The organism is Pseudomonas sp. P4_B3 (assembly GCF_056402295.1).
The window spans coordinates 56,700-73,424 of record NZ_JBFUHR010000001.1 but is presented as its reverse complement, the minus strand read 5'-3'; the positions used below and the strand labels follow the sequence as shown (position 1 = coordinate 73,424).

The following is a 16,725-nucleotide window of genomic DNA, read 5'->3' as shown; positions in this document are numbered from 1 at the left end:
CCTGTTTTCCAGCGCCTATATGATGTTTGACCCGCAGGAACTGGCGAGGGTTCGAACAGTTTTCAGAGGGGTTCAGATGCAGCAGATCACGGGTTACCACGCCCACGTTTATTTCGATGCCAGCACGATCGGGCAGGCGCGGGCCTTGTGTGAACAGGCGGCGCGTTTGTTTCCACTGAAAATGGGTCGCGTGCACGAACGCCCGGTCGGTCCGCACCCGGACTGGAGCTGCCAGTTGGCGTTCGAGCCGCAGGTGCTGGGCGACGTGCTGCCGTGGCTGGCGCTGAACCGCAAGGGTCTGGTGGTATTTCTGCACCCGGACACCGGCAACGATCTGCTTGACCACACCGAGCACGCGATCTGGATGGGCGCTATTCGTCCGCTGGACCTGTCTATTTTTTGATCAGAGTGTTTCTCCAGCCTCGCCGGGCAAATGTTCGTCCAGGTGCAGCCATGGCAAACGGTTGTCGGTCCAGATGTGCCGCTCGGCCGGTGCTTGCTCGGGATGGTCGAGGGTGGCGATGGTCAGGTCGATGCTTTCCGGGCTCAGGTGCGTCACCAGCGCCAGTTGCGCCCCACAGTGGCCGCAGAAATATCGCGCACAGGTGGATGAAGAATCGTACCGCGATGGCGTCCCGGCCAGCCATTGAAAGGCTGATGCTGGCACGGTGATCCAGGTGGTCACGATGCCGCCGCTGACCCGCCGGCAAATCGAGCAATGGCAGTGGGCGATGTCGTGCGGCGGCCCGCTGAATTGATAGCGCAGTTGCCCGCAGTGGCAGCCGCCGGTGTGAACTTCGACCATGCTGTTTCCTCCTGAAGTGGATTGACTGACGCCTTCGCGAGCCTGCTTGCGAAGGCCTCAACCCGATTTACACCTCATTGTCCCAATCCGACGACCGGTTGTACTTCCGGTCAACGCTTTCATTCTCGAAAGCTGGCTGAAAGCTTCCCCGATTAGGATCGCCCCCACTACCGGCAACAGACCGGTTGGCCAATGCCAGCGTTTTATTGCTCGCACAGCCCATTTAACAACAACAATGGTGATTCTGATGTCCTCTTCTACCCGCCACTTCGCTGTAACTCCGCCCGTACGTCTCGTGCTTCCCGTTCTGCGCTGATCCCGCCCGATCTGCCCATTCCCTAGTCGCGCTACGCCTGGAGTATTCCCATGCTGACTTTCCTTGGCTTCGCCATGGTCATCACGTTCATGTTCCTGATCATGACCAAGCGCCTGTCCGCGCTGATCGCCCTGATCATCATTCCGATCATCTTTGCCCTGTTCGGCGGTTTTTCGCCGAAGATCGGCCCGATGATGCTCGAAGGCATCACCAAGCTTGCGCCAACCGGCGTGATGCTGATGTTCGCTATTCTGTACTTCGCCCTGATGATCGACTCCGGCCTGTTCGACCCGGCCGTGCGCAAGATCCTCAAACTGGTCAAGGGCGACCCGCTGAAAGTTTCGGTCGGCACCGCCGTACTGGCGCTCGTCGTTTCCCTCGATGGTGACGGCGCGACCACTTATATGATCTGCGTGGCTGCCATGCTGCCGCTCTACAGCCGTATCGGCATGAGCCCGCGGATCATGGCCGGCCTGATCATCCTCGCCGGTGGCGTGATGAACATGACCCCATGGGGCGGCCCGACCGCTCGCGCTGCCAGTGCGTTGCATGTTGACCCGTCCGATATCTTCGTACCGATGATTCCTGCGATGTTGGCCGGTGTGGTGGCGATCCTGGTCATCGCCTACTTCTACGGCAAGCGTGAACGTGCTCGCCTGGGTGAACTGCACCTGGTGGGCGATGAAATCGACCACAGCGAAATCAGCGTTTCGCAGTTCCCGGATGCCCGTCGTCCGAACCTGATCTGGTTCAACGGCGCCCTGACCCTGGCCCTGATGGGCACCCTGATCGCCGGCCTGCTGCCGTTGCCGGTGCTGTTCATGGTGGCGTTCAGTATCGCCATGATCGTCAACTATCCTTGCCTGCAACAGCAGAAGGATCGCGTGGCGGCTCACGCCGGTAGCGTTCTGGCGGTAGTCGGGTTGATCTTTGCGGCCGGTATCTTCACCGGTATCCTGACCGGCACCGGGATGGTCGATGCCATGTCGAAAAGCCTGCTGGCGGTGATTCCGGATTTCCTCGGCCCGTACCTGGCGGTGATCACGGCGCTGGTCAGCATGCCGTTCACCTTCTTCATGTCGAACGATGCATTTTATTACGGCGTGTTACCGGTTCTTGCCGAGGCCGCCAGCCATTACGGTATAACCGCGGTGGAAATGGCACGTGCCTCGATCGTCGGTCAGCCCGTCCACCTGTTGAGCCCGCTGGTTCCATCGACCTACCTGTTGGTGGCCCTGGCCGGCATCGATTTCGGTGACCACCAGCGCTTCACCCTCAAGTGGGCAGTGCTGGTTTGTACCTGCATACTGATTGCTGCATTGCTGTTGGGGACTTTCCCGGTGTTCAGCACTCTATAAGCCCAAGACTCACCACTTCGGGTCCAGGCTTCGCTGTTTGAAGCCCGGGCCCGTTGTGGTTTAACAATTGCTCAAAGGAATACACATGGAATGGCTGACCAACCCTGAAATCTGGGTTGCCTTCTTCACCCTGACCGCCCTGGAAATCGTCCTGGGTATCGATAACATCATCATGATTTCGATCCTGGTCAGCCGCATGCCCAAGCACATGCAGGCGCGCACCCGGATTTTCGGTCTGGCGCTGGCCATGGTCACGCGAATCCTGCTTCTGCTGTCGATCACCTGGGTCATGCGCCTGACGGCGGACCTGTTCGTAGTCTTCGGCCAGGGTATTTCCGGACGCGACCTGATCCTGTTCTTCGGTGGTCTGTTCCTGCTGTGGAAAAGCTCGCAAGAGATGTACCACGCGCTGGAAGGTGAAGATGAAAGCAACGACGAACCTTCGGGCAAGGGCGGCAACTTCCTCTACACCATCATCCAGATCGCAATCATCGACATCGTGTTCTCCTTGGACTCGGTGATCACCGCGGTCGGCATGGTGTCCCACGTACCAGTCATGGTCGCGGCGATCATCGTGGCGGTACTGGTGATGATGTGGGCATCTGGCACCATCAGTGAGTTCATCGACAAGCACCCATCGCTGAAGATGCTGGCGCTGTCGTTCCTGTTGATCGTTGGTACGGTGCTGATTGCCGAATCCTTCGACGTGCACGTGCCAAAAGGCTACGTCTACTTCGCCATGGCGTTCTCGCTGGCGGTGGAAGCGATCAACATCAGGATGCGCACTGCCATCGCGAAAAAGAAGAAACAGCAGGATCCGGTAAAGCTGCGCAAGGACATTCCGGGCCAGTAACCCGAAAGCGCTAAATACGCAAAACCTGTGGGAGCGAGCCTGCTCGCGATGGCGGTCTGTCAGTCAACATCAATGTTGAATCTGGAGGCCTCATCGCGAGCAGGCTCGCTCCCACATTGTTTTGTGTGGCTGGAAGGCCAATGTTTCATGACAGTTTTGTTTCAATCCCTTCTTTGGCTATGCGATGCTGGCGCGCAGACCGTTAGCCAACTACAGCTTAAGTACAGAACGTAGAACGTCGCGCGGTACCGTCAACTTGCTCCATTGGGGCGCTACACCACAGGGGGTCATTATGCTCACCCTGCTCAATTTGCTTTCTGCCGTGGCCCTGCTGATCTGGGGCACGCACATCGTCCGAACCGGCATCCTGCGGGTCTACGGCACCAATTTGCGCCATGTCATCAGCCATAACATGTCCAACCGCTGGCTGGCTTTCGTCTCCGGGATCGCCGTGACGGCGATGGTCCAGAGCAGCAACGCCACCGCCATGCTGGTCACTTCCTTTGTCGGCCAGGGCCTGATGGCGCTGACCCCGGCACTGGTCACCATGCTCGGTGCCGATGTCGGTACGGCCCTGATGGCGCGGGTGCTGACGTTCGATCTGTCGTGGTTGTCGCCCCTGCTGATTTTTGCCGGGGTGATTTTCTTTCTGTCGCGCAAGCAGACCCGACTCGGGCAGATGGGCCGTGTCGCCATTGGCTTGGGCTTGATCATTCTGGCGCTGCAACTGATTGTCGAAGCCGCGCATCCGATTACCCATGCCAAAGGGGTGAAGGTGATTTTCGCCTCGCTCACCGGCGACCTCCTGCTCGACGCCCTGGTCGGCGCGCTGTTCGCGATGGTTTCCTATTCCAGCCTGGCCGCAGTGTTGCTCACCGCGACTCTGGCGGGCGCCAACGTGATCAGCCTGCCGGTGGCCATCGGGCTGGTGATCGGCGCCAATATCGGCAGCGGCGTGCTCGCCTTCCTCAGCACCAGCATGCAGAACGCCGCCGGGCGGCAAGTGGCGCTGGGCAGCCTGCTGTACAAACTGATTGGTCTTTTATTGATCATTCCGGTACTTGATCCGCTGGTGCGCTGGCTCGATGGCCTCGACTTCAGCCCTCAGGAAATGGTCATCGGCTTTCACCTGCTCTACAACACCGTGCGCTGTCTGATCCTGCTGCCCAGTGTCGGGCCGATGGCCAGATTTTGTGCCTGGGTACTGCCGGAGCGCCTGCAGGCCAACGGCACGGCCAAGCCCCGGCACCTTGACCCCACAGCGTTGGTCACGCCCGGTTTGGCGCTGGCCAACGCGGCCCGGGAAACCCTGCGCATGGGCGACCTGATCGACAACATGCTCGAAGCCATGCTCGACGTGTTGCGCGGCAAGCAAACCGCCGTCACCCAGGAAATGCGCCGCCTGACTGACGATGTCGAAGCGCTCTACAGCGCGATCAAGTTGTATCTGGCGCAAATGCCCCGGGAAGATCTCAGCGATCAGGACAGTCGGCGCTGGGCGGAAATCATCGAACTGGCGATCAACCTGAAACTCGCCAGCGATTTGATCGAACGCATGCTGCGCAAGGTCCAGCAGCAGAAAACCTCGCAGCGCCGGTCGTTTTCCGAAGTCGGGCTGGACGAATTGACCGGGTTGCAGACGCAGTTGATTTCCAACCTGCGACTCGGGATGTCGGTGTTTCTCAGCGCCGACCCGGAAAGCGCTCGCCAGTTGGTGCGTGAAAAACGTCGTTTCCGTGCACAGGAGCGGCGCCTGGCCCATGCTCATGTCAGCCGTTTGCAACGTAAAATCGTGCAGAGTATCGAAACCAGTTCGTTGCACCTGGAGCTGATCGCCGACATGAAGCGTCTGAATTCGCTGTTTTGCAGCAGTGCCTACGTGGTGCTGGAAACATCAGACACCGGCGCGCTGGTGGTCGACGATTTGACTGACATTACGCATTCACCCTGAACGTCCACAGTTACTTGAAGTCTGTTGAACTCACGCTAGCCGTACGGAAGCTTGTTATGCGTTGCCTGTTGTTCGCCTGCCTGTTGCTTGGTTCTTTTCCGTCGCTGGCCCTGGATCGCTTCCAGGTCGAGGGCTACACCCTGCGCAACGGTTTGCAGTTGCTACTCAAACCCGGCACTGACCGCGGGCATGTGGCGATCCGGCTGGTGGTCGGCGTTGGCCTGGACGATTTCAATTGCGAAGAAAAGGAATTGCCGCATCTGCTGGAACACCTGTTGTTCAGCGGCATCGACGCCAGTGGCGAAGGTGGCCTGGAAGAACGCATGCAGGCCCTGGGCGGTGAGTGGAACGCCTTCACCAGCAATGCCGATACGACTTTCGTCATCGAAGCGCCGGCGAAAAACCAGCGCAAGGTGCTCGACCTGCTGCTGGCGCTGCTGACCCAGACCCGTTTCGACGACAACGCCATCCACGCGGCCAAGCAAGTGGTCGAGCGTGAAGACGGTGGCCACTACTCGCACCTGCAACGCTGGCTCGATCGTCAGGACCTCGGCCACACGGCTAGCAACCAACTGGCCGTGGAGCTGGGCCTCAAGTGCCCGGAGCGTGCGCAAGTCGATGATCTGACCCATGAGCAACTGGAGCAGGTGCGCAAGGACTGGTATGCGCCGAACAACATGACCCTGATCGTGGTCGGCGACCTCGACAAGTTGCTGCCGGCCTATCTGGAGCGGGCGTACGGCGCGCTGGACGCGATTACGCCTGGCGAGCATCCGCCGCTGCCGCAAATCCAGGCCAGCGCCGCCCATGAGCGCACCTTGACCCACGGTCTGGTCGGCAACAGCGCCAAGTTGCATTGGCTGGTACCGGAGCCGGTGCTGGACGACGGGCACGACCAAACCTTCGATTTGCTCAAGGACTACCTGGATTGGGCGCTCTATCGGCAGCTGCGCCTGGCTCACGGTTTGTCCTACGGCCCGTGGGCGGAACGCGAGGTGTTCGGCGGCGTGGGTTTCATGAGCCTCAATGCCGACCTTGATCGCGACGACGTGCTCGCGGCCGAACAAGTGCTCGATGACTTGAAGGCCGGACTGCTCAAGGACGGCCTCAATGCCGACACCTTCAACCGCCTCAAACAGGCCGCGATTGCCCGTCAGGCCTGGGCCGTACAAGGCAACAGCGCGTTGGCCGACTACTACTGGAGCGCCATCGGTGATTACGAGGACGGCCGCTTCACCGACCCGGCCCGTGAGCTGCAAGGGGTGACGCTGGAAGAGGCGAACAAGGCCGTGCGTGAGCTGCTGTTGCAGCCGGGGTATTTGCGGATCGAGAAGCCGCTGTTCAGCTATGACCAGTTGATGTGGTTGGCGGTCGGTGTGGCGGGGCTGATCGTACTGATATTGCTGGGCTGGCGTTTGCACCGCCGACAGTAATCATTCCATCTGCGAGTGACTAACTGTGGTGATCCGACAAGCCCCCTCGCCACATTTGATCTTCTGTCTGCTCACAGGGTTTTATGTTCGGTCAGGCTGAACGGCCCCTCGCCACAGCGCCGCACCAACGGTACCCTGTCGAGGTTTTTTCCTACGACTACTGTGAAACCGCCGAATGCAAAACCTGACCCTATTCGTACAGCGCATCCTCGAATTGATGAAGCGCTACCCTGGGGTTATTGCACTTGGTGGTTTCATCTCCGGGGTGGGCAGTTTCATTCTGGTCGATCGCCAGCAAGGCCTGGCGAGCTGGATCACCACCATCATGCTGATCAGCTGGATCTGGCTGATGCTGGAAAACAGTCTGACCAAGCTGTTCACGCGCATTTTCAAGCGCGAAATTCCGGAACCGTTGCTGCGCTATGCAACGCAGATGATCCATCAGGAAAGCCTGTTCTTTGTCCTGCCGTTCTTCTTCATCACCACGACGTGGAACAGCGGCCAGCTGGTTTTCACTGGGCTGCTGGGCGTCGCGGCGCTGATTTCGATCATCGACCCGCTCTACTACAAGTGGCTGGCGCCACGGCGCTGGGCGTTTCTGGCCCTGCACACCCTGACCCTGTTCGCCGCCCTGCTCACTGCGTTGCCGGTGATCATGCACCTGACCACCGCACAAAGTTTCAAATGGGCGCTGGGCATCTCGGTGCTGTTGTCGTTTCCGAGCCTGGCGTCGATCTTCCCGATTCGTACCATACGCAGTGCGTTGGCGATTTTGAGTATCACCCTGGGCATTGGCGTCGTCGGTTGGGAGCTGCGCTCGTGGGTGCCGCCGGCGACGCTGTGGATGACCGACGTGGCCATCAGCACGCAAATGCAGGACCGCACGCCTGGTGCCAGCCTCGAAGAAGTCAGTGCCGAACAGATACGCAATGGCGGGCTCTACGCGTACACCGCGATCAACGCCCCGCGTGGCCTGGACGAGCGGATTTATCACGTCTGGCAGTTCAACGGTAAAGAGGTCGACCGCATTCCTCTGGATATTCACGGCGGGCGCAAGGAAGGTTACCGGGCCTGGACCCACAAGCAGAATTTCCCGGGCAACCCGGCTGGCAAATGGCAGGTTCGGGTGCTGACCGAAGATGGCCAGGTCATCGGCGTGCTGCGCTTCAAAGTCACGGACAGCACAGCGATCAAAGAAAAGTAATCCGGTTCGTGCTATTACGTAGGCTGCGTAATCACTGAACAAGCACGGAGCTTATGATCAGCAGCACGATGGCCGGCAACGCCCGATTAGACACGTCGCTTACCCCTGCGCGGTTGCGGGTGACGGGCGACTGGACGCTTACCCATTACGCTGACCTCAAACTGTTGAGCGAAAAGCTCCACGGCCAGTACGACGCCAACACCCCCATCGATCTCAACGGTCTCGGCGCCCTCGACACCGCCGGCGCCTCGCTATTGGTAGAGCTGCTCGGCTCCGAGCGCCTTGGCCGCTCCGCCGAACATCCTGATTGCACACTCTGCGCCGCCGATCGGGCGTTGCTGCAAACCGTCTACTGCTCGTTGACCGATTTCTGCGTACCGATCAAGGAACCGGAAGTCAGCGTTTCCATTCAGTTACTGACCCGCATTGGCCGCGCGGTGGACACCGTCTGGCAGGACACCCTGCAATTGCTGGGTTTCGTTGGCCTGATCATCGAAACCATCGCCCGCGGCCTGTTCCGGCCCAAACGCTGGCGTGTCACACCGATGATCGCCCATATCGAACAGACCGGCCTCGATGCCGCCCCAATTGTTGCCCTGCTGACCTTTCTGGTGGGCGCCGTGGTGGCGTTTCTCGGATCGACGGTGCTGGCCACTTTCGGCGCCACCGTCTTCACCGTGGACCTGGTGGGGTTCGCCTTTTTGCGCGAATTCGGTGTGTTGCTGACCGCGATCCTGATGGCCGGGCGCACCGCCAGTGCGTTCACGGCGCAAATCGGTTCGATGAAGGCCAACGAGGAAATCGACGCCATCCGCACCCTGGGCCTCGACCCCGTGGAATTGCTGGTGGTGCCGCGGGTGCTGGCGTTGCTGATCGCCCTGCCGATGCTGACCTTTCTGGCGATGCTGTCGGGGATTATTGGCGGTGCCGTGGTCTGCGCGGTGGCGCTGGATATCTCGCCGGCGATGTTCCTGTCGCTGCTGCAAACGGACATCGGCGTTCAGCACTTTCTGGTGGGGATCGTCAAAGCGCCGGTCTTCGCCTTCCTCATCGCTGCCATCGGTTGTCTTGAAGGCTTCAAGGTCAGTGGCAGCGCCGAGTCTGTGGGCGCGCACACCACGTCGAGCGTGGTGCAGTCGATTTTCGTAGTGATCGTAATGGATGCGATAGCCGCGATGTTTTTCATGGAGATGGGTTGGTGAGTCGTATCCCCCGAGCGCCCTCCGAGGCAGTGATTGAAGTACGTGGGCTGTGCAATCGCTTTGGCCGCCAGAGCGTGCACGAGAACCTCGACCTGGACTTGTACAAAGGCGAGATCCTCGCCGTGGTCGGCGGCTCCGGCAGCGGCAAATCGGTGCTGCTGCGCAGCATTGTCGGGTTGCGCCAGCCCAGCGAAGGCGTGGTGAAAGTCTTCGGGAAAAACCTGCCGACCTTGTCCGAACACGAGCGTTCGCTGGTGGAGCGGCGATTCGGCGTGCTGTTCCAGAAAGGCGCGCTGTTCTCTTCGCTGACCGTAACCGAGAACGTCGCCCTGCCGCTGATCGAACACGCCGGCTTGAGCCGCAACGACGCCGAGCACCTGGCAGCGGTGAAAATGGCCCTGGCCGGGTTGCCGCTGTCGGCGGCGGAGAAGTATCCCTCGTCGCTGTCCGGCGGCATGATCAAGCGTGCCGCGCTGGCCCGGGCATTGGCGCTGGATCCGGATATCCTGTTTCTCGACGAGCCCACCGCCGGCCTCGATCCGATCGGTGCCGCTGCGTTCGACCAATTGATCCTGACCCTGCGCGATGCCCTGGGCCTGAGTGTCTTTCTGGTGACTCACGACCTCGACACGCTCTACACCATCACTGACCGGGTGGCGGTGCTGGCGCAGAAAAAAGTGCTGGTGGCGGACGCCATCGACAAGGTGTCGGAAACCAACGATGCGTGGATTCACGAATACTTCCATGGCCCTCGTGGCCGCGCGGCATTGACGGCCGCCCAACAGCTCAACGAGGTCTGACATGGAAACCCGAGCCCATCATGTATTGATCGGCCTGTTCACGGTGATTGTGGTGACGGCCGCGCTGCTGTTCGGCCTGTGGCTGGCCAAGTCCAGTGTCGACACCGAGTTCAAGGACTACGAAGTCGTGTTCAACGAGGCGGTCAGCGGTTTGTCCAAGGGCAGTTCGGTGCAGTACAGCGGGATCAAGGTCGGCGACGTGATCTCGCTGCGCCTGGACCCGAAAGACCCGCGCCGGGTGCTGGCGCGAATTCGCCTGGCCGGCGATACCCCGGTCAAGGAAGACACCAATGCCAAGTTGGCCCTGACCGGCGTCACCGGGACTTCGATCATCCAGCTCAGCGGCGGCACACCACAGAGCCCGACGCTCAAGGGCAAGGACGGCAACCTGCCGACCATCGTCGCCTCGCCCTCTCCCATCGCCCGCCTGCTCAATGACAGCAACGATTTGATGTCCGGCGTGAACACGCTGATGCGTAACGCCAACCTGATGTTTTCCACGGAAAACATCGAGCGCATCAGCAACACCCTGGAGCACCTGGAGCAAACCACCGGGACCATTGCCGAGCAGCGTGGCGATATCCGCCAGGCCATGCAGCAACTGGCCTCGGTGGGCAAGCAGGCCAACACCATGCTGGAGCAGACCACGGCGCTGATGCGCAATGCCAACGGGCTGCTCAACGAGCACGGCAAGGAGGCGCTGGGCAGCGCCGAGCAGGCGATGAAATCCCTGCAGGAGAGCAGCGCCACCCTCAACAAACTGATCACCGCCAATCAGGACTCGCTCAACAGCGGCATGCAAGGCCTCAACGGCCTGGGCCCGGCCGTGCGCGAGATGCGCGAAACCCTGAGTTCGTTGCGCACCATTACCACACGCCTGGAAGCCAACCCCAGCGGTTACCTGCTGGGCAGTGAAAAGACCAAGGAATTCACGCCATGAAGCTGATTCGGATTGCCCTCCTCGCTGGCTTCACGCTGATCAGTTCGTGCTCGATCCTGCCCAAGCCCGAGCCCTTCGAGGTCTATCGATTGCCGTCGGCCAAGAGCGCATCGGCCAGCCATGGCACACCGCAGCGCTGGTCGCTGCGCGTGACCAAATTCCAGTCCAGCGAAGCGTTGAACAGTCCGAACATTGCCGTGATTCCCCAGGGCGATGTGATCAGCCACTACAAGGGTTCACGCTGGAGCGACCCGGCGCCGGTACTGGTGCGCAATCGCCTGTTGGAAGGTTTCCAGCATGACGGACGGGTGCCGTTGCTGAGCACCGATGACAGCATTTTCCAGACCGATCTTGAATTGGGCGGCAGCCTGCAGGCGTTCCAGACTGAATACCAGGGCACGAATGCCAGCGCGGTCGTGCGTCTGGATGCATTGCTGGTGCGCAGTTACGACCAGCGCATCCTCGCCAGCCGCCGCTTTGAAGTGCGCCAGCCACTCAGCGATGTGCAGGTCCCGGCGGTGGTGGTCGGGTTCGGTCAGGCGAACGATCAGTTGACCACGCAGGTGGTGAACTGGGCGGTTGAGCAAGGACAGAAACTCGCCCCGCTGCCCAGACCCTGAAGACTTACGCCGTCCCCCTGTGGGAGCGAGCCTGCTCGCGATAGCGGTGTGTCAGACACTTTGATTTTGAATGTGCGGCCGTCATCGCGAGCGGGCTCGCTCCCACAGGGGTAAAGCCGTATCAGCGCTGCAAAAACGCCTGATGCAGTTCAACCAGCGTTTCAAAATGATACGCCGGCGCTTCGGCGCTCAACTCTCCGTGGCTGCCGAACCCGTAACCCACCGCTGCCGCGTCCAGCCCGTTGCTGCGTGCGCCGATCAGGTCGTGCTTGCGGTCGCCGATCATCAGGGTGTTGGCCGGGTCCAGGTTTTCTTCGGCCATCAGGTGAGCAATCAGCTCGACCTTGTTGGTCCGGGTGCCATCCAGTTCGCTGCCGTAAATCACCTTGAAGTGTTTGGCAAAGTCGAAATGCCGGGCGATTTCCCGGGCGAACACCCACGGCTTCGAGGTCGCAATATACAGCTGTCGGCCTTGCCCGCTCAGGGTTTCCAGCAGCGGCGTGACACCATCGAACACCCGGTTTTCGTAGAGTCCGGTGACCTTGAAGCGCTCGCGGTAGAAATTCACCGCCTCCCACGCCTTCGGCTCGTCGAAATCGTAGAACTGCATGAACGCCTGCAACAGCGGCGGGCCAATGAAGTGTTCGAGTTTGCTCAGGTCCGGCTCATCGATCCCTAGTTTGCTCAAGGCAAATTGAATAGAGCGGGTGATGCCTTCGCGTGGGTCGGTCAGGGTGCCATCGAGGTCGAACAAAACGGTTTGGTAATGCATGTTGAATCCTGAATAAGAGTGCCGGGTCAAAGCTGGTCGTAACCTTCGGCCAGATGCAGGTCCTTGAGCTTCACGTAGTTCGCCGCGCTGTAGGTGAAAAAGGCGCGCTCCTTGTCGGTCAGCGGGCGGATCTGCTTCACCGGGCTGCCCACATACAGGAAGCCGCTTTGCAGATGCTTGCCCGGCGGCACCAGGCTGCCGGCACCAATGATCACATCATCGTCGACCAGCGCACCGTCCATGACGATGCTGCCCATGCCGATCAACACTCGGCTGCCTACCGAACAGCCATGCAGCATGACCTTGTGGGCGATGGTCACGTCATCGCCGATCAGCAATGGAAAGCCATCCGGGTTGAACGGCCCGGCGTGGGTGATGTGCAACACGCAGCCATCCTGCACGCTGGTGCGCGCGCCGATGCGGATGCGGTGCATGTCGCCACGAATCACTGTCAGCGGCCAGATGGAGCTGTCTTCGCCAATTTCAACGTCGCCGATCACCACCGCCGAGCCGTCGACAAAAGCGCCTTTACCCAGCAGCGGCGTGTGGTTCTGATACTTGCGAAGGTTCACGATAGGGTTTCTCTCTGTTGCTGATAGCTGCGGTGAGCGTCGATTGTAATTAAGATGACTGCATGTTTCTCCAGCCAAGGTATCAACCGTGAGCGTGAACAACCCTCTTTTGCAGTCCTATGACCTGCCGCCGTTCTCCGCCATCCGCGCTGAACACGTACAACCGGCCATTGAACAGATCCTGGCTGATAACCGTGCCGCCATCGTCGAGATCCTCAAGACCCAGGTCAAACAGCCAACGTGGGCTGGCCTGGTGCTGGCGATGGACGAACTCAATGACCGTCTGGGTGCCGCCTGGAGCCCGGTCAGCCACCTCAACGCCGTGTGCAACAGCGCCGAACTGCGTGAAGCCTACGAGTCGTGCCTGCCGGTCTTGAGCGCCTATTCCACCGAATTGGGCCAGAACCGCGAACTGTTCCAGGCTTTCGAAGCCCTGGCCAGCAGCCCGGAGGCCGCCGGTTTCGACGTGGCGCAGAAAACTATCCTGGAACACTCCCTGCGTGACTTCCGTCTGTCGGGTATCGACCTGCCGGAAGCCGAACAGAAGCGTTACGCCGAAGTGCAGAGCAAGCTGTCCGAGCTGGGCAGCCGTTTCTCCAACCAGTTGCTCGATGCCACTCAGGCCTGGACCAAGCACATCACCGATGAAGCCGCCCTCGCCGGCCTGACCGACTCGGCCAAGGCGCAAATGGCCGCCGCGGCTCAGGCCAAGGATCTGGACGGCTGGCTGATCACCCTGGAATTCCCGAGCTATTACGCGGTGATGACCTACTCCCATGACCGCGCATTGCGTGAAGAAGTTTACGCCGCGTACTGCACCCGTGCGTCGGACCAAGGCCCGAATGCCGGCCAGAACGATAACGGCCCGGTCATGGAAGAAATCCTCGACCTGCGTCAGGAACTGGCAAAACTCTTGGGTTTCAGTAGTTTTTCCGAGCTGAGCCTGGCGACCAAAATGGCCGAATCCAGCGATCAGGTACTGAGTTTCCTGCGCGACCTGGCCAAGCGCAGCAAGCCGTTCGCCGCCCAGGATCTGGAGCAGCTCAAGGCTTACGCCGCCGAACAAGGCTGCCCGGATCTGCAGAGTTGGGACAGCGGTTTCTACGGTGAAAAACTCCGTGAGCAGCGTTACAGCGTGGCCCAGGAAGCCCTGCGCGCCTACTTCCCGATCGACAAGGTGTTGAGTGGTCTATTTGCCATTGTTCAGCGCCTGTACGGCATCGAAATCGCCGAGCTCAAAAGCTTCGACACCTGGCACCTGGATGTCCGCCTGTTTGAAATCAAGGAAAACGGCCAGCACGTCGGTCGCTTCTTCTTCGACCTGTACGCTCGCGCCAACAAGCGCGGCGGTGCCTGGATGGATGGCGCCCGCGACCGTCGCCGCACGGCTGGCGGCGTGCTGCAAAGCCCGGTGGCGAACCTGGTGTGCAACTTCACCCCGGCCGACAGCGGCAAGCCTGCGCTGCTGACCCATGACGAAGTCACCACCCTGTTCCATGAATTCGGTCACGGCCTGCATCATCTGCTGACCCGCGTCGAGCATGCTGGCGTGTCCGGCATCAACGGCGTGGCCTGGGATGCGGTCGAACTGCCAAGCCAGTTCATGGAAAACTGGTGCTGGGAACCGGAAGGCCTGGCGCTGATTTCCGGTCATTATGAAACCGGCGAACCACTGCCGCAGGACCTGCTGCAGAAAATGCTCGCGGCGAAAAACTTCCAGTCCGGCCTGATGATGGTGCGCCAACTGGAGTTCTCGCTGTTCGACTTCGAACTGCACGCCACCCACGGCGACGGCCGCAGCGTGCTGCAAGTGCTCGAAGGCGTGCGCGACGAGGTTTCGGTGATGCGACCACCGGCCTACAACCGTTTCCCCAACAGCTTTGCGCATATCTTCGCCGGTGGTTATGCCGCGGGTTATTACAGCTACAAATGGGCTGAAGTGCTGTCGGCCGATGCGTTCTCGAAGTTCGAAGAAGAAGGCGTGCTCAATGCCGACACCGGTCGCGCCTTCCGTGAAGCGATCCTGGCACGCGGCGGTTCCCAGGAGCCTATGGTGTTGTTCGTCGACTTCCGTGGCCGTGAGCCATCGATTGACGCACTCTTGCGCCACAGCGGCCTGAGTGAGGGCGCAGCAGCATGAGTGAGGGACCTGTGATTACGAAAAAACGCTTTATCGCCGGGGCGGTCTGCCCGGCATGCAGCGAGCCGGACAAATTGATGATGTGGAATGAAGACCAGGTCCCGCACCGTGAGTGCGTGGCCTGCGGTTACTCCGACACGCTCAATGAACAAGGGCTATCGGTGCCCAAGGAGTTGGGTACGCGGGTTAATACCAGCGCACTCAAACCAGCCGACACCAAGGTTCAGGCGGTTCAGTTCTTCCCGAACCCGAAACTGAAGAAAAAGCCGGACGAACAGCACTGAGTGAAAAAAAGCCCCCTTGCGCCATGCAACGGGGGCTTTTTTTATTCAATATGGGCGGACTTGAACCAGCTCTTCATCGAGCACGTGGCGAACGGGCTGGTGCTGCAATCGCCATTGGCCAGTGCCGTGCGCAGTTTTTCGACGTCGGCCTGCATCATGTAGCGGATGCCGTCCTTGAAGTGGGTACTGTCACCAAAGCCGCCCTGGGTCATTTCGTTCAGGGCCTCTTCCTTGGTCCAGCCCTGGATGACAACCCGGTACATGGCCGCCATCAGGCCGGTACGGTCGGAGCCGTGTTTGCAATGCATCAGCACCGGGCCTTTGGCTTCGGCAGACTTGATGGCGCGCAAGGCCTTGAGTACATCGGCGTCATCCACATGGTTGGTGCGATAAGGCAGTTGTACTTGAGTGATGCCTGGCGTAGACAACCAACTGGAGTCCGCTTCAGGCAGGAAGTTGATCACCGTCCCGACCTTGAGTGTCTCCAGCAGCGGCACCGCCCCCTTGTCCGGCAAGGCGCTGCGATAGAGCGTCGGCGACATCTGGAAGAGGTTGTATTGCTTCTCTACCGGTTGAGCCCAGTCTGCCGGACGGTGCGCAGTACTGTCGTCGGCAAACGCTGGTGTCTGGCTGAACAGAGCGACCAGCGAAAGGCACAGTGCAGGGAAAAGGCGTGGTAGGAACATGCTCGAATGACCGTTCAGAAAGAGTCTGGATATTCACAAGCAGCATCAACTCTCACCGGTCAAAGGCCTGTGAGGGTCGTGTGAATGAAATGTGAAACATCGGCGCGGGTTGATCGTAGAGGTGCCAAAGCGCCTGGACAGCTTTCAGTAAGCCAGATTTACAGTTTGAACTTGATGAATGTTTTGACCAGTTCGTCCAGCCCCGTAATGGTCATCGGAGGGGAATGAGGGTAGAGCCTGCGAGTTTGAAAAGTCGCACCATCGTCAAGGGAGGATGCAATCAGGAGAAAGTCCAGCTCCGGTTGATCTCGATCCTCCATGTTCACTACCTCAACGCTTACTGATATTTTCGCAGGCGGGAGGGGCGGAACGGGTTGTTCCGGATCAAAAATATCAACCAGGTCGGGAGGGTCCAGAGAAATAAACACCCCAGAGTCCAAGTCAATTACCGTTTGATTGTGGTAAGCGAGAGCAAGTTTGGTAATGGCCTCGACGTCCTTCTCATCAATGCTGTTATCGCCGTTGATATTCATATCGGACCACGGATCAAAATCGAGTTTATGCTCGTCGGTACCCTCGTAATTAAAATTCAAGCTTATGGTTGTTATGTTGTTGTAGAAGTTGTCAGAGAATGGGTTTGTATTGTTTTCGGTGTTTTCTCTTATCAACTTTATCGTTATTTTTTTATATTGAGGCTTTTGTATTTCTTGTAAAAATACGCCTGCATTTCTGGGCGCCCACATATTAATATCCCTGTTTTTTTCAGTCTACTGCGCATGATCTCCAAGC

General features: G+C 59.6%; 17 protein-coding genes. 12 read left to right on the top strand and 5 right to left on the bottom strand.

The features are described 5' to 3' along the window. Positions 1-76: 76 nt before the first annotated feature. Positions 77-403, top strand: coding sequence for a DOPA 4,5-dioxygenase family protein (locus tag AC1DWG_RS00385; protein WP_477754526.1), 327 nt, complete (start codon positions 77-79; stop codon positions 401-403). On the opposite strand, the gene AC1DWG_RS00380 is transcribed toward AC1DWG_RS00385, so the two are convergent. Continuing rightward, entirely contained in the window at positions 404-805 is a 402-nt protein-coding gene (locus AC1DWG_RS00380) for a GFA family protein (protein ID WP_477754525.1), read from the bottom strand. It lies immediately after the preceding gene. A gap of 366 nt (positions 806-1,171) precedes the next feature. Between AC1DWG_RS00380 and AC1DWG_RS00375 the strand changes: the two genes are divergently transcribed. The 9 genes from AC1DWG_RS00375 to AC1DWG_RS00335 all read left to right on the top strand — a co-directional run bounded on the left by AC1DWG_RS00375 (position 1,172) and on the right by AC1DWG_RS00335 (position 11,482). Then, positions 1,172-2,479, top strand: a complete 1,308-nt coding sequence (locus AC1DWG_RS00375; protein WP_477754524.1) for a CitMHS family transporter — start codon at positions 1,172-1,174, stop codon at positions 2,477-2,479. Between the two features lie 85 nt (positions 2,480-2,564). Continuing rightward, positions 2,565-3,332, top strand: a complete 768-nt coding sequence (locus AC1DWG_RS00370; RefSeq protein ID WP_477763119.1) for a TerC family protein — start codon at positions 2,565-2,567, stop codon at positions 3,330-3,332. A gap of 292 nt (positions 3,333-3,624) precedes the next feature. Continuing rightward, positions 3,625-5,283 carry a Na/Pi cotransporter family protein gene (locus AC1DWG_RS00365; RefSeq protein ID WP_477753455.1) on the top strand — a complete coding sequence of 553 codons (1,659 nt, stop codon included), beginning with the start codon at positions 3,625-3,627 and terminating at the stop codon, positions 5,281-5,283. Between the two features lie 56 nt (positions 5,284-5,339). Beyond that, positions 5,340-6,716 carry a M16 family metallopeptidase gene (locus AC1DWG_RS00360; RefSeq protein WP_477787113.1) on the top strand — a complete coding sequence of 459 codons (1,377 nt, stop codon included), beginning with the start codon at positions 5,340-5,342 and terminating at the stop codon, positions 6,714-6,716. Positions 6,717-6,891: 175 nt separating this feature from the next. Further along, positions 6,892-7,920, top strand: a complete 1,029-nt coding sequence (locus AC1DWG_RS00355) for a DUF5924 family protein (protein WP_477763121.1) — start codon at positions 6,892-6,894, stop codon at positions 7,918-7,920. A gap of 53 nt (positions 7,921-7,973) precedes the next feature. Further along, positions 7,974-9,122 carry an ABC transporter permease gene (locus AC1DWG_RS00350; protein ID WP_477763122.1) on the top strand — a complete coding sequence of 383 codons (1,149 nt, stop codon included), beginning with the start codon at positions 7,974-7,976 and terminating at the stop codon, positions 9,120-9,122. Next, complete coding sequence (locus tag AC1DWG_RS00345) at positions 9,119-9,922, top strand: ABC transporter ATP-binding protein (RefSeq protein ID WP_477763123.1); 804 nt, start codon at positions 9,119-9,121, stop codon at positions 9,920-9,922. The genes AC1DWG_RS00350 and AC1DWG_RS00345 overlap by 4 nt, the downstream gene beginning before the upstream one ends. A gap of 1 nt (position 9,923) precedes the next feature. Further along, positions 9,924-10,862: an MlaD family protein gene (locus tag AC1DWG_RS00340; RefSeq protein ID WP_477763124.1), complete on the top strand. Its 939-nt coding sequence runs from the start codon at positions 9,924-9,926 to the stop codon at positions 10,860-10,862. After that, complete coding sequence (locus AC1DWG_RS00335; RefSeq protein ID WP_477763125.1) at positions 10,859-11,482, top strand: ABC-type transport auxiliary lipoprotein family protein; 624 nt, start codon at positions 10,859-10,861, stop codon at positions 11,480-11,482. The genes AC1DWG_RS00340 and AC1DWG_RS00335 overlap by 4 nt, the downstream gene beginning before the upstream one ends. Positions 11,483-11,603: 121 nt before the next feature. On the opposite strand, the gene AC1DWG_RS00330 is transcribed toward AC1DWG_RS00335, so the two are convergent. Both AC1DWG_RS00330 and AC1DWG_RS00325 read right to left on the bottom strand, forming a co-directional pair. Continuing rightward, positions 11,604-12,254, bottom strand: coding sequence for an HAD family hydrolase (locus AC1DWG_RS00330; RefSeq protein WP_477763126.1), 651 nt, complete (start codon positions 12,252-12,254; stop codon positions 11,604-11,606). Positions 12,255-12,280: 26 nt separating this feature from the next. Further along, positions 12,281-12,826 carry a gamma carbonic anhydrase family protein gene (locus AC1DWG_RS00325; protein ID WP_477763127.1) on the bottom strand — a complete coding sequence of 182 codons (546 nt, stop codon included), beginning with the start codon at positions 12,824-12,826 and terminating at the stop codon, positions 12,281-12,283. A gap of 88 nt (positions 12,827-12,914) precedes the next feature. On the opposite strand from AC1DWG_RS00325, the gene prlC reads away from it, so the two are divergent. Continuing rightward, positions 12,915-14,966, top strand: coding sequence for an oligopeptidase A (prlC, locus tag AC1DWG_RS00320; protein ID WP_477787112.1), 2,052 nt, complete (start codon positions 12,915-12,917; stop codon positions 14,964-14,966). Next, positions 14,963-15,250 (top strand): YheV family putative zinc ribbon protein, encoded by a 288-nt coding sequence (locus AC1DWG_RS00315; RefSeq protein ID WP_008018424.1) that lies wholly within the window; start codon positions 14,963-14,965, stop codon positions 15,248-15,250. Before prlC ends, AC1DWG_RS00315 begins: the two co-directional genes overlap by 4 nt. Positions 15,251-15,291: 41 nt before the next feature. Here the strand turns inward: AC1DWG_RS00315 and AC1DWG_RS00310 are convergent, their stop codons facing one another. Together AC1DWG_RS00310 and AC1DWG_RS00305 are read right to left on the bottom strand one after the other, a co-directional pair. Beyond that, positions 15,292-15,936, bottom strand: coding sequence for a phosphatase domain-containing protein (locus AC1DWG_RS00310; RefSeq protein ID WP_477763129.1), 645 nt, complete (start codon positions 15,934-15,936; stop codon positions 15,292-15,294). A gap of 158 nt (positions 15,937-16,094) precedes the next feature. Beyond that, positions 16,095-16,679: a hypothetical protein gene (locus AC1DWG_RS00305; RefSeq protein ID WP_477787111.1), complete on the bottom strand. Its 585-nt coding sequence runs from the start codon at positions 16,677-16,679 to the stop codon at positions 16,095-16,097. Positions 16,680-16,725: the final 46 nt, after the last annotated feature.

Excerpts from the sequence above, each read along its gene's own strand:
- AC1DWG_RS00385 (WP_477754526.1), top strand. The coding sequence starts at position 77 with ATGCAGCAGATCACGGGTTACCACGCCCACGTTTATTTCGATGCCAGC.
- AC1DWG_RS00380 (WP_477754525.1), bottom strand. The coding sequence starts at position 805 with ATGGTCGAAGTTCACACCGGCGGCTGCCACTGCGGGCAACTGCGCTAT.
- AC1DWG_RS00375 (WP_477754524.1), top strand. The coding sequence starts at position 1,172 with ATGCTGACTTTCCTTGGCTTCGCCATGGTCATCACGTTCATGTTCCTG.
- AC1DWG_RS00370 (WP_477763119.1), top strand. The coding sequence starts at position 2,565 with ATGGAATGGCTGACCAACCCTGAAATCTGGGTTGCCTTCTTCACCCTG.
- AC1DWG_RS00365 (WP_477753455.1), top strand. The coding sequence starts at position 3,625 with ATGCTCACCCTGCTCAATTTGCTTTCTGCCGTGGCCCTGCTGATCTGG.
- AC1DWG_RS00360 (WP_477787113.1), top strand. The coding sequence starts at position 5,340 with ATGCGTTGCCTGTTGTTCGCCTGCCTGTTGCTTGGTTCTTTTCCGTCG.
- AC1DWG_RS00355 (WP_477763121.1), top strand. The coding sequence starts at position 6,892 with ATGCAAAACCTGACCCTATTCGTACAGCGCATCCTCGAATTGATGAAG.
- AC1DWG_RS00350 (WP_477763122.1), top strand. The coding sequence starts at position 7,974 with ATGATCAGCAGCACGATGGCCGGCAACGCCCGATTAGACACGTCGCTT.
- AC1DWG_RS00340 (WP_477763124.1), top strand. The coding sequence starts at position 9,924 with ATGGAAACCCGAGCCCATCATGTATTGATCGGCCTGTTCACGGTGATT.
- AC1DWG_RS00335 (WP_477763125.1), top strand. The coding sequence starts at position 10,859 with ATGAAGCTGATTCGGATTGCCCTCCTCGCTGGCTTCACGCTGATCAGT.
- AC1DWG_RS00330 (WP_477763126.1), bottom strand. The coding sequence starts at position 12,254 with ATGCATTACCAAACCGTTTTGTTCGACCTCGATGGCACCCTGACCGAC.
- AC1DWG_RS00315 (WP_008018424.1), top strand. The coding sequence starts at position 14,963 with ATGAGTGAGGGACCTGTGATTACGAAAAAACGCTTTATCGCCGGGGCG.
- AC1DWG_RS00310 (WP_477763129.1), bottom strand. The coding sequence starts at position 15,936 with ATGTTCCTACCACGCCTTTTCCCTGCACTGTGCCTTTCGCTGGTCGCT.
- AC1DWG_RS00305 (WP_477787111.1), bottom strand. The coding sequence starts at position 16,679 with ATGTGGGCGCCCAGAAATGCAGGCGTATTTTTACAAGAAATACAAAAG.